The sequence below is a fragment of the Microbacterium sp. LMI12-1-1.1 genome (assembly GCF_040676455.1).
In the GTDB taxonomy this organism is placed as follows: Bacteria; Actinomycetota; Actinomycetes; order Actinomycetales; family Microbacteriaceae; genus Microbacterium.
Genome location: NZ_JBEGIA010000015.1, coordinates 468,841 through 480,994 on the forward strand (window position 1 = coordinate 468,841; position 12,154 = coordinate 480,994).

A 12,154-nucleotide genomic window follows, 5' to 3' on the forward strand; every position below is an offset into this window, starting at 1 on the left:
CGGGAATATACGGCGCGTGCCGCGAGTTTCACGCGAACGCACGTGGTGGACACCGCCGGACGCATTTGCGAAAAGAGGAACCGTCGTGCAAACTATCGCCGCCCGCAAGGGCGAGCGCAACCCGCGATACCCGGAAGTTGAGACGTTCACGCATGGCCACCGATTACGACGCCCCCCGCAAGACCGAGGACGACAGCGAGTCGATCGAAGCGCTCAAGGAGCGCGTTCCCGACAAGCTCTCGGGCTCGGTCGATGCGGAGGATGCCGACAACCCGTCGGGCTTCGAGCTGCCCGGTGCCGACCTCTCGGACCTCGAGCTCGACGTCGTCGTTCTCCCGCCCCAGGAGGATGAGTTCACCTGCTCGAACTGCTTCCTTGTGAAGCACCGCTCGCAGCTCGATCACGAGACGGCCGACGGCCCTATCTGCGCGGAGTGCTCCGCGTGATCTGAGCCCGCCGCACAGCGGCGGACAGTCGATCCGGCGTCCGCGAGGAGATCACCCACGCGGTCGTCGGGTCGTCGATATCGGTCACCGGGATGACGACGACTCCGTCGATCCCGCCTCGGATCAGATGCCACGACCGCGGGTCGAGGCCCGCGCCGCGCGCGTGACGCGCATCGTCGCCGACGTGCACCTCGGGGGCACCGAGGAATTCGACGCCGATGTGAGCACGCCCTGCCCGCACCTCACCGTCGCGGACCTCGACCACCGGAGCAGCCGCGATGAGCAGCGCGATCAGCAGCACCCCGACGCAGATGCCCACCACGAGCGCGATCGTGGTGTCGATCGGTGTGAGGACGAGGGCGGCCATGGGCGCCGCGACCGCGGCCGCGACGAGGATCCACAGGGAGGGTCCGAGCCGCTCCCGATAGCCGTCGGGGCTGCCGCTTCGGGCATCGGCGTGACGCATGGAGTTCTGCATTACCCTCGTTGGGTGACTGAAACGGTGGACGTCCCCATTATCGCCCCCGACGTCCCGGTGTACGCACACCCCGGAGACGCCGGCGCCGACCTCGTCGCCGCCGAGGCGGTGCGGCTCGAACCCGGCGATCGCGCGCTCGTCGGCACCGGTGTGCGCATCGCGCTGCCCGAGGGATACGTCGCCTTCGTGGTGCCCCGCAGCGGCCTCGCTGCCAAGCACGGCATCACGATCGTCAACGCCCCCGGCACGATCGACGCCGGCTACCGCGGCGAGATCAAGGTCATCCTCCTCAACACCGACCGCGAGCACGCGCACGACATCGCGGTCGGCGACCGCATCGCGCAGCTCATCGTCATGCCGGTGCCTCGCGCCGTATTCATCCCCGTGGAGACCCTGCCCGACAGCGTGCGCGGCGAGGGCGGCTTCGGCTCCACGGGCTACCAGAAGGACGGAGTCCTCGCATGACCGACCCCTCATCCGCCGACGGACCGCGCAAGGTCGCGCCCGAGGACCGCGCCACCACCGGCCCGTTCGACGAGTCCGAAGCCAACCCGGTGCGGCCGTACATCGACCTCGGCGGCATCAAGATCCTGCCGCGAGAAGGACTCAACCTGCGCCTCGAGGTCGAGGAGCAGACGAAGCGCATCGTCGCCGTCGGGCTGGACTACTCCGGCTCGACGCTGCAGGTTCAGCCGTTCGCCGCCCCCCGCTCGGCGGGGCTCTGGGCTGAGACGCGGGAGCAGATCCGCCAGCAGATCCGTCAGCAGGGCGGCCGCGTCGAGGAGCGCGAAGGCCCGCTCGGCCCCGAGCTGCTCGCCGAGGTGCCTGTCGTCGCCGGTCCCGACGGCACCGCCGGCAAGCGTCTCGCGCGCTTCGTCGGCGTCGACGGACCCCGCTGGTTCCTCCGCGGCGTCATCGGCGGCGCAGCGACCGCCGATGTCGAGGCCGCCGCAGCCGTCGAGGACCTGTTCCGGTCGATCGTCGTCGTCCGCGGCGGATCGCCCATGCCGCCGCGCGACCTCATCCCGCTGCGCATGCCGGCCACGCCGGGCTCGGCGTGAGCGACGGGGCGCGGCCCGACGACGCGGATTCGGACCGAACGGCGAACGGCCCCGCCGACGCGGCGAGCTCTCCCATCGACGAGACCGAGGCGCCGGCGTCCGCATCCGAGGTGCTCGGCGCAGCTCTCGGCGGCGCCGCACGGCGCGCCGGGCTCGACCCCGCGGAGAGCCGCAGCACCGGTCACGTCGTGTGGAAGGCGATGGGCGGCTGGCGCGGCATCCTGGAATCCGTTCTTCCCGGCGTCGTGTTCCTGGTGGCGTGGACCCTCACGTACGACCCCGGGACGCGGACGGGCAACCTGCCGCTGAGCCTCGGCCTGTCTGTCGGCCTGGCCGCCGTGTTCACGATCGTGAGGCTCCTCCAGCGGCAGTCCGCGAGCGCCGCCATCGGCGGTCTGATCGCGGCCGCCGCGGCAGCCGGCCTGTCGCTGTGGACGGGCAGGGGAGAGGACAGCTTCATCCCCGGCTTCCTCACGAACACGATCTACGGGACGGCATTCCTCGTGTCGGCGCTCATCGGGTGGCCGCTCATCGGACTCGCGGTCGGATTCCTCATGGGCGAGGGCACCGCGTGGCGCGCCGACCGGCGCAAGCGGCGGGTCTTCTTCTGGCTGTCGCTCGCGTGGGCCGCCCTGTTCGCGCTGCGCCTCATCGTGCAGGTCCCGCTGTACTTCGCCGGCGACGTGACGGCGCTCGGCACGCTCAAGCTGGTGATGGGCCTGCCCCTGTTCGCACCGCTGGTCGCGGTCACGTGGCTCGCCGTGCGCGCGCTCTACCCCCGCGCGCCGAAGTGATACATTTATCTTGACATCAAGATAGTTTTCCCTCGATCCGTTAGGTCGACCTCACTAGCCGCGGGCTTCGGGGCGGGGGAAGATGGGGATGCCGGACTCCGGCACGATCCCGCCGCCGACGAAGGAGACAGACGTGTCCACGGTTGACAGCTTCGGTGCGAAGAGCACCCTGACGGTCGGCAGCACCGACTACGAGATCTTCCGCATCGACACGGTCGCGGGCTACGAGAAGCTCCCGTTCAGCCTCAAGGTGCTGCTCGAGAACCTGTTGCGGACCGAGGACGGCGCGAACGTCACCAAGGAGCAGATCGAGGCTCTCGGGTCGTGGGATGCCGCGGCCGAGCCGAACACCGAGATCCAGTTCACGCCGGCTCGCGTCGTGATGCAGGACTTCACCGGTGTTCCCTGCATCGTCGACCTCGCCACCATGCGCGAGGCGGTCACGGCGCTCGGCGGCGACCCGACCAGGATCAACCCGCTGTCGCCGGCCGAGATGGTCATCGACCACTCGGTGATCGCCGATCTCTTCGGCACCGAGAACGCCCTCGAGCGCAACGTCGAGATCGAATACGAGCGCAACGGCGAGCGTTACCAGTTCCTGCGCTGGGGCCAGACCGCGTTCGACGACTTCAAGGTCGTCCCGCCGGGCACCGGCATCGTCCACCAGGTCAACATCGAGCACCTCGCGAAGGTCATCTACGACCGCACCGTCGGTGGCGTCCTGCGCGCCTATCCCGACACCTGCGTCGGCACCGACTCGCACACGACGATGGTCAACGGACTCGGCGTCCTGGGCTGGGGCGTCGGCGGCATCGAGGCCGAGGCCGCGATGCTCGGCCAGCCGGTGTCGATGCTCATCCCCAAGGTCGTCGGATTCAAGCTCTCGGGCGCGATCCCGACCGGCGTCACCGCCACCGACGTCGTGCTGACCATCACCGACATGCTGCGCAAGCACGGCGTGGTCGGCAAGTTCGTCGAGTTCTACGGCGAGGGCGTGGCGTCCGTTCCGCTCGCGAACCGCGCCACCATCGGCAACATGAGCCCGGAGTTCGGCTCGACCGCCGCGATGTTCCCGATCGACAGCGTGACCGTCGACTACCTGCGCCTCACGGGCCGTGACGAGCAGCAGCTCGCACTGGTCGAGGCGTATGCGAAGGAGCAGTCGCTCTGGCACGACCCCTCGCGCGAGCCGGTCTTCAGCGAGTACATGGAGCTCGACCTGTCCACGGTCGTCCCGTCCATCGCCGGTCCCAAGCGCCCGCAGGACCGCATCGTCCTCTCGCAGGCGAAGCAGCAGTTCGAGAGCGACCTCACCAACTACGCCGAGGTCGACCACGATCTGGTCGATCTCGAGGGCTCGGAGTCGTTCCCGGCGTCCGACCCGCCCGGAAACTCGCCCGAGGACGAGTACAGCCACCACGAGCACCACCACCACAGCCACGCGCCGGCGACGGCGTCGAAGCCGACCCCGGTGACGCTCGAAGGCGGCGAGAAGTTCGTCCTCGACCACGGCGCCGTGACGATCGCCGCGATCACGTCCTGCACGAACACGTCGAACCCGTCGGTCATGCTGGCGGCGGGTCTGCTCGCGCGCAACGCCGTGAAGAAGGGCCTCAAGGCCAAGCCGTGGGTCAAGACCACCCTCGCGCCCGGCTCGAAGGTCGTCACCGACTACTACGAGAAGGCCGGCCTCACCAAGGACCTCGAAGAGCTCGGCTTCTTCACGGTGGGCTACGGCTGCACCACGTGCATCGGCAACTCGGGCCCGCTCATCGAGGAGGTCTCGGCGGCGATCAACGAGAACGACCTCGCCGTGACGGCCGTCCTCTCGGGCAACCGCAACTTCGAGGGCCGCATCAACCCCGACGTGAAGATGAACTACCTTGCGAGCCCGCCGCTCGTGATCGCGTACTCCCTCGCTGGTTCGATGAACTTCGACTTCGAGGTCGACGCGCTCGGCACCGACCAGGACGGCAACGACGTGTTCCTGCGGGACATCTGGCCCGACTCGGCCGAGGTGCAGGCGACGATCGACTCGTCGATCAACAAGGACATGTTCACCCATCAGTACGCGAGCGTCTTCGAGGGCGACGAGCGGTGGCGGACCCTCCCGACCCCGACGGGTGACGTCTTCGAGTGGGATGACGCATCCACCTACGTGCGCAAGCCCCCGTACTTCGACGGCATGACGATGGAGCTGACGCCGGTCACCGATATCTCGGGTGCGCGCGTGATGGCCACCCTGCTGGACTCGGTCACCACCGACCACATCAGCCCGGCCGGAAACATCAAGGCCGACAGCCCGGCGGGCAAGTATCTCGCCGAGCACGGCGTCGACCGCAAGGACTTCAACTCCTACGGCTCGCGCCGTGGCAACCACGAGGTGATGATCCGCGGGACGTTCGCGAACATCCGCCTGAAGAACCAGCTGGTGCGCGCGGTCAACGACGGCGCCGAGGTCGAAGGCGGCTTCACCCGCGACTTCACGCAGCAGGGCGGCCCGCAGTCGTTCATCTACGACGCCAGCCAGAACTACCAGGCCGCGGGCACGCCGCTCGTCATCTTCGGCGGCAAGGAGTACGGCTCCGGCTCGTCCCGCGACTGGGCGGCCAAGGGCACGAGCCTGCTGGGCGTCAAGGCGGTCATCACCGAGAGCTTCGAGCGCATCCATCGCTCGAACCTCATCGGCATGGGCGTGGTTCCGCTGCAGTTCCCCGCCGGCGAGAGCTGGGCGTCGCTCGGACTCGACGGCACCGAGATCGTCTCGATCTCGGGTCTCGAGCAGCTCAACGAGGGCGTCACGCCGAAGACCGTGCGCGTCACCGCCGAACCGAGCGAGTTCTCCGCACCCGGCAAGGCCACTGTCGAGTTCGACGCGGTCGTCCGCATCGACACGCCCGGTGAGGCCGACTACTACCGCAACGGCGGCATCCTGCAGTACGTGCTGCGTTCGCTGGTCTGACAGGTGATTCACGGGGGACCGGATGCCGCAGCATCCGGTCCCCCCTTCATGCCCCGGGTAGACTTGCAGAGCCCTTCCCGGGCCCGAAAGGAGCGGGGATGTCGCTGCTGTCGTCCATCACCGGACCCCGCGACCTCGACGGACTGACCACCGATCAGCTCGAGCAGCTCGCGAGCGAGATCCGCGGCTTCCTCGTCGAGAACGTCGCACGCACGGGAGGCCACCTCGGCCCCAACCTCGGCGTCGTCGAGCTGACGATCGCGCTGCATCGTGTCTTCGATTCACCGAACGACCCGATGATCTTCGACACCGGCCACCAGTCCTACGTGCACAAGCTGCTCACGGGCAGGCAGGACTTCACGAACCTGCGCGCGCGCGACGGCCTCGCCGGGTACCCGCAGCGCTCGGAGAGCGCGCACGACGTCGTCGAGTCGTCGCACGCGTCGAGCTCGCTGAGCTGGGCGGACGGCGTCTCGCGCGCCCTGACCCGCACCGGGCGCAAGGACCGGCACGTCGTGGCCGTCGTGGGCGACGGGGCCCTGACGGGCGGCATGACGTGGGAGGCGCTCAACAACATCTCCGACGACAACGACCGCAATCTCGTGATCGTCGTCAACGACAACGGCCGCTCCTACGCCCCGACGATCGGCGGGATGGCCCGCTACCTCAACCGCGTCCGCACGGCAGAGTCCTACCGCACGCTGCACCGCGGCTCCGACGACCTGTTCCGCAAGCTGGGTCCCGCCGCGCGCGCCGTCTACCGCGGCGTTCGCGGGGGCACCCACGGCTTCCTCTCCCGGTTCACGAACAACGCGGCCCTCTACTCGAACCTCGACATCAAGTACCTCGGCCCCGTCGACGGTCACGACCTGCCGACGCTGATCGAGACCCTCGAGCTCGCGAAGTCGTACGGCGCTCCCGTCATCGTCCACGCCATCACGGAGAAGGGCCGCGGCTACGCTCCGGCTCTGGAGGACGAGGCCGACCAGTTCCATGCGGTCGGGAAGATCGACCCGATCACCGGCGAATCGCTCGGCGCGACCAGCGGTCTGGCCTGGACCGACGTCTTCGCCGACGAGCTCGTCGCGGTGGGCGATGCGCGCGACGACGTGATCGCGATGACGGCGGCGATGCTGCGACCGACCGGGCTCCTGCCGTTCGCCCAGCGATTCCCCGACCGCGTGTACGACGTCGGGATCGCCGAGCAGCACGCGGTCGCCTCCGCCGCCGGTCTCGCCTTCGGCGGCCTGCATCCGGTCGTCGCGATCTACGCGACGTTCATGAACCGCGCGTTCGACCAGGTGCTGATGGATGTCGCCCTCCACCGCGCCGGCGTCACCTTCGTGCTCGACCGCGCCGGGGTGACCGGCCCCGACGGACCGAGCCACCACGGCATCTGGGATCTGGCCATGCTGCAGATCGTGCCGAACATCCGCATCGCCGTGCCCCGAGACGGCACGCGCCTGCGTGAGGAGCTGCAGGAGGCGGTCGCCATCGACGACGGCCCCACGGTGATCCGCTTCCCGAAGGGCGGCGTCAGCCCGGAGCTCCCCGCGCTCGAGCGCCTGGATGACGGCGTCGACGTGCTGGTGCGCTCCGACGCGCACGATGTGCTGCTGGTCGGCATCGGCCCCATGGCGCACATCGCCGTCGACGTGGCCGGGCGCCTGCGCGCACAGGGCATCGGCGCCACCGTCGTCGACCCCCGCTGGGTCGTGCCGGTGCAGGCGTCTGTCGTCGAGCTCGCGGCATCCCATCGCCTGGTCATCACGATCGAGGACGGCATCCGGGTCGGCGGCATCGGCACACGCGTGCGCCAGGTGCTGCGCGAGGCGGGCGTCGACACCGCGGTGGACGAGCTGGGTGTGCCCGACCAGTTCATCGACCACGCGAGCCGAGAGCAGATCCTCGAGGATGCCGGGCTCACAGCGGCCAAGATCGCGCAGGATGTCGTGGCGCAGGTGCTCGGCACGCGCATCCCGGTCGCGCGCGGTGCCCAGAGCGGCGACCCGACGCCGACGGGTGAGATCCCGACGCTGTCGGATCTTGCGCGCAGCCGCGACGACCGACGCTAGACGGACGAGAGCCGCGTCGCGAGGACGGAGGCCGCGGCATCCCACTCCGCGCTCTGCGGGTCCGCAGGACGCGGAGTGATCGCCTGCGACAGCAGGTAGCCGTCGGTGAGGGCGTCGCCCGTGACGATCACGCGCAGCAGCTCGATGCCGCAGTCCGTGCGCACGAGGTCGGAGCACTCGCTGACGACGCGCGGAGACAGGAGGTCGTTGGGCGGGAGCACCGCGCCGTCCAGCTGGTGCACGAGGTCGCGCAGCGCCGCACCCACGATGTTGCCTGCACGCTCCCGCACATTGACGACGTCGAGCTCGAGCACGCGCAGATCGTGCCCCGACACGATCGGGCGCCAGTCGAACGAGGCATGCACCAGATGCTGATGTCCGCTGGCGGCGGTGAGGCTGCGGGCGGGCAGATCCGTCGATCGCGCGCGCACATCGACCAGCCGATACCAGTAGAAGATCGGGAACGCGCCGTGGGTGCCGGGCCGCAGCACCACCACCTCGCCGCGACCGTCGTCCGCACCCCGGACACGACGGATGATCGGCTTCCCGTTGCGGGTCCGGATCGCGGTCGAACCCTCGTCGACCGTCACCAGGAACAGCTTCATGAGGGCGGGGACGACCACGAGCAGCGTCAACGCCGCGCCACTGGTCTTGACCAGCACCCCCAGCGCACTGCCGCTGAACAGCCCCGAGATCACATCCAGCATCCGGACACCTCCCGTTCGCACCATCCGACAGGGACAGGATGCCTTGCGCAGAAGCGCCGGTGCGCCGTGGAGGCCCTCGCGCGCCGAGTGTTCACGCTTCGGACGCATCGCGTTCGGTGAGGGGAGCATCGCCGTTCGCGGCGCGGGGGCGAGGAGCAGCATGCGGCCGACTCCTCCCGCACGTGCGGAAGGGCGCATCCTCGGCAGAGAGGATGCGCCCTTCCGTGAGCGCGTCGGCGGTGTCAGCCGGCGATGCCCTTGATCACCGGGTGGTGGAAGGTGTCGCCGAAGGCGCGCTCGGATGCTCCCTCACGATCGAGGTAGGGCGACGCGCCGCCGTCGATGAACGGCCAGCCCGCACCGAGGATGAGGCAGAGATCGATGTCCTCCACCTCGGGGACAACGCCCTCGTCGAGCATGATCTTGATCTCCTGCGCGAGGCCGTCCTGCACCCGGGCGAGGATCGTCTCGGCCGACGCGGGAGAAGATCCCACGGCGGGCTTGAGCAGCTTCTCGGCCGCCTTGGTCCAGCCGGTGACGCGGCCGCCGCGGTCCTTCTCCACGACCTCCGGCAGTTCCGCCAGCGCGTGGAAGTTCTCGTTCGCGTAGAAGCGGTCGGGGAACGCGTGCACCATCGTGTCCTGGACGTGCGCGGCCACCTTCCAGCCGACGAGGTCGATGAGCTGGAACGGGCCCATCGGCAGACCGAGGGGCGCGAACGCCTTCTCGACGTCCGCCACCGGTGTGCCCTCGTAGACGGCGCGCGCCGCCTCGCCCATGACCTTCGCCAGCAGCCGGTTCACCACGAAGCCCGGCGCGTCCGCGGTGAGCACCGCGTTCTTGCCGAGGTTGCGTGCGACCACGAACGCGGTCGACAGGGCGGCATCCGACGTCTGCGGCGTCTTCACGATCTCGATCAGCGGCATGACCGCGACCGGGTTGAAGAAGTGGAAGCCGACCAGGCGCTCCGGGTGGGCGAGCGTGGCACCGATCTCCTCGACCGACAGCGACGAGGTGTTGGTCGCGAGGATCGCGTCCTCGGCGACGATCTGCTCGATCTCGCCGAACACCTGCTGCTTGACGCCGACCTCTTCGAAGACGGCCTCGATGACGAAGTCGCAGTCCGCGTACAGGCTCTTGTCGGTCGTTCCCGTCACGAGCGCGCGCAGCCGGTTGGCGGAGTCGCCGTCGAGGCGGCCCTTCGCCTCGAGCTTGCCGATTTCGTCGTGGATGTACGCCACGCCCTTGTCGACGCGCGCCTGGTCCAGATCCGTGATGAGCACCGGCACCTGGAGCTTGCGCACGAACAGCAGGGCGAACTGGCTCGCCATCAGGCCGGCGCCGATGATGCCGACCTTGCCGACCTTCTTCGCCAGCGCCTTGTCGGGAGCGCCGACCGGGCGCTTGGCGCGCTTCTGCACCAGATCGAAGGCGTACATCGATGCCGCGAACTGGTCGCCCGTGACGAGCTCGGCCAGCGCCTCGTCCTCACGCGCGAAGCCCTCGGCCTTCGTGCCGCTCTTCGCCTTGTCGAGGAGCTCCAGCGCCGCGTACGGCGAGAGCGGCACCGTGCCGATCTTCGACTCGAGCATGCCCCGGGCCATCTTGACGGCGATCGGCCACTTGGTCAGGCGCTCGATCTTGCCCGGCTCGTTCTTGCGCTCCACCTTCGTCTTGCCGGTCAGCACACCGTCCGCCCAGGCCAGCGAGTCCTCGAGGTAGTTCGCCGCCGGGAAGATCGCGTCGACGATGCCGTACTCGAACGCCTGCTGAGGCTTCAGCATCCGGTTCTGCTTGAGCGGGTTGGAGATCACGACCTCGAGAGCGTTCTCGATGCCGATGAGGTTCGGCAGCAGATACGCACCGCCCCAGCCCGGGATGATGCCGAGGAAGACCTCGGGCAGTGCGATCGCGGCGGCAGAGGCATCCACCGTCCGGTACGTCGAGTTGAGCGCGATCTCGAGCCCGCCGCCGAGCGCGAGGCCGTTCACGAAGGCGAACGTCGGGACGCCCAGCTCGGACAGCTTGCCGAACACCTTGTGGCCGAGCTGCGCGACCAGGCGCGCGTCGTCCTTCGAGCCCACCTTCGAGATGTCGGACAGGTCGGCCCCGGCGGCGAGTATGTACTGCTTGCCGGTGATGCCGACCGCCTGGATCTCGCCGGCGGACGCGCGCGCCTTGAGGGCGTCGAGCGTCTCGCCGAGCTGGAACATCGTGGCGGGGCCCAGCGTGTTGGGCCGGGTGTGGTCCCGCCCGTTGTCGAGCGTGATGAGCGCCAGGACCTTGCCGGAGGCGAGACGGATGTCGCGCACCCGCGAGTGCGTGATCACCTCGCCCTCGGTGACGGCCAGGATCGGGGAGAAGTCGATGTCGTCGTAGTTCGTCATGCCGCGCTTACTTCCGCTTCTTTCCGTCGTAGAACGGGTTCTCCCAGATGACCGAGCCGCCCTGGCCGAGACCGACGCACATCGCCGTCAGGCCGTAGCGCACGTCCGGTCGCTCGGCGAACTGCGCCGCGAGCTGGATCATCAGGCGGACCCCCGACGCCGCCAGCGGGTGGCCGAGCGCGATCGCGCCGCCCCACTGGTTGACGCGGGGATCGTCGTCGGCGATGCCGAAGTGGTCGAGCAGCGAGATCACCTGGATCGCGAACGCCTCGTTCAGCTCGAACAGGCCGATGTCGTCGATCTTCAGGCCGGCCTTCTTCAGCGCCTTCTCGGTCGAGGGGATCGGCCCGATGCCCATGATCTCGGGCTGCACGCCGGCGAAGGCGAACGAGACGAGCCTCATCTTCGGACGCAGGCCGAGATCCTTGACCGCGGCGCCACCGGCGAGGAGCGACATCGTCGCGCCGTCGGTGAGCGGCGACGACGTGCCCGCGGTCACACGGCCGTGCGGCCGGAACGGGGTCTTGAGGCCTGCGAGGTCCTCCATCGTCGTCTGCGGGCGGCGGCCCTCGTCCTCGGTCGCCAGGCCCCACGAGCCCTCGGCGTCCTTGATCGCGACCGACACGAGGTCCTGCTGGAACTTGCCGGCATCGTATGCAGCCTGAGCCTTGTGCTGGCTCAGCATCCCGTAGCGGTCGGAGCGCTCCTTGGTGAGGTGCGGGAAGCGGTCGAAGATCCGCTCCGCGGTCACGCCCATGTTCAGCGCACCCGGGTCGACCATCTTCTCCGCGACGAACCGCGGGTTGGGGTCGGCGTTGCCGCCGATCGGGTGGTGGCCCATGTGCTCCACGCCGCCTGCGAGGGCCACGTCGTACATGCCCACGCCGATGGAGCCGGCCATCGTGGTGACGCTCGTCATGGCGCCCGCGCACATGCGGTCGATCGCGAAGCCCGGGACGGTCTGCGGGAGCCCGGCGAGGATCGCGACGCTGCGGCCGAGGGTCAGTCCCTGGTCGCCCGTCTGGGACGTCGCGGCGATGGCGACGTCATCGATGCGGTCCTTCGGAACGCCCGGGTTGCGTTCCATGAGTCCGATCGTCGCCTTGACGGCGAGGTCGTCCGCTCGGGTGTTCCAGTACATGCCTTTCTCGCCGGCGCGCCCGAAGGGGGTGCGCATTCCATCGACGAAGAAGACGTCCGAAATCTCGGCCACTCTGCCTCCAAAAATAGGGATGCCGCCAGCC

At 69.1% G+C, this 12,154-nt stretch carries 10 protein-coding genes; 6 read left to right on the top strand and 4 right to left on the bottom strand.

Annotated features, from left to right (window positions below; genetic code table 11):
* Positions 1-152: 152 nt before the first annotated feature.
* Positions 153-446 (top strand): DUF4193 domain-containing protein, encoded by a 294-nt coding sequence (locus tag MRBLMI12_RS16170; protein ID WP_308867225.1) that lies wholly within the window; start codon positions 153-155, stop codon positions 444-446.
* On the opposite strand, the gene MRBLMI12_RS16175 is transcribed toward MRBLMI12_RS16170, so the two are convergent.
* Positions 421-924, bottom strand: a complete 504-nt coding sequence (locus MRBLMI12_RS16175) for a DUF3093 domain-containing protein (RefSeq protein ID WP_363357361.1) — start codon at positions 922-924, stop codon at positions 421-423. The two genes, MRBLMI12_RS16170 and MRBLMI12_RS16175, sit on opposite strands and share 26 nt — an antisense overlap.
* Before the next feature lie 12 nt (positions 925-936).
* On the opposite strand from MRBLMI12_RS16175, the gene dut reads away from it, so the two are divergent.
* The 5 genes from dut (at position 937) to dxs (ending at position 7,816) form a co-directional block, all read left to right on the top strand.
* Complete coding sequence (dut, locus tag MRBLMI12_RS16180; RefSeq protein ID WP_349427507.1) at positions 937-1,389, top strand: dUTP diphosphatase; 453 nt, start codon at positions 937-939, stop codon at positions 1,387-1,389.
* Positions 1,386-1,985 (top strand): DUF3710 domain-containing protein, encoded by a 600-nt coding sequence (locus MRBLMI12_RS16185; RefSeq protein WP_308867229.1) that lies wholly within the window; start codon positions 1,386-1,388, stop codon positions 1,983-1,985. Before dut ends, MRBLMI12_RS16185 begins: the two co-directional genes overlap by 4 nt.
* Complete coding sequence (locus MRBLMI12_RS16190) at positions 1,982-2,779, top strand: DUF3159 domain-containing protein (protein WP_404909896.1); 798 nt, start codon at positions 1,982-1,984, stop codon at positions 2,777-2,779. The genes MRBLMI12_RS16185 and MRBLMI12_RS16190 overlap by 4 nt, the downstream gene beginning before the upstream one ends.
* Positions 2,780-2,912: 133 nt before the next feature.
* Positions 2,913-5,741, top strand: coding sequence for an aconitate hydratase AcnA (acnA, locus tag MRBLMI12_RS16195; RefSeq protein WP_363357362.1), 2,829 nt, complete (start codon positions 2,913-2,915; stop codon positions 5,739-5,741).
* Positions 5,742-5,839: 98 nt separating this feature from the next.
* Positions 5,840-7,816 carry a 1-deoxy-D-xylulose-5-phosphate synthase gene (gene dxs / locus MRBLMI12_RS16200; RefSeq protein ID WP_363357363.1) on the top strand — a complete coding sequence of 659 codons (1,977 nt, stop codon included), beginning with the start codon at positions 5,840-5,842 and terminating at the stop codon, positions 7,814-7,816.
* Here the strand turns inward: dxs and MRBLMI12_RS16205 are convergent.
* From MRBLMI12_RS16205 to MRBLMI12_RS16215, 3 genes are all read right to left on the bottom strand, one after another.
* A complete protein-coding gene (locus MRBLMI12_RS16205; RefSeq protein WP_349427511.1) occupies positions 7,813-8,523 on the bottom strand; it encodes a hypothetical protein in 711 nt (236 codons plus the stop codon). The two genes, dxs and MRBLMI12_RS16205, sit on opposite strands and share 4 nt — an antisense overlap.
* Positions 8,524-8,765: 242 nt before the next feature.
* Positions 8,766-10,910 carry a 3-hydroxyacyl-CoA dehydrogenase NAD-binding domain-containing protein gene (locus MRBLMI12_RS16210; protein ID WP_363357364.1) on the bottom strand — a complete coding sequence of 715 codons (2,145 nt, stop codon included), beginning with the start codon at positions 10,908-10,910 and terminating at the stop codon, positions 8,766-8,768.
* Between the two features lie 7 nt (positions 10,911-10,917).
* Positions 10,918-12,123, bottom strand: coding sequence for a thiolase family protein (locus tag MRBLMI12_RS16215; RefSeq protein ID WP_363357365.1), 1,206 nt, complete (start codon positions 12,121-12,123; stop codon positions 10,918-10,920).
* Positions 12,124-12,154: the final 31 nt, after the last annotated feature.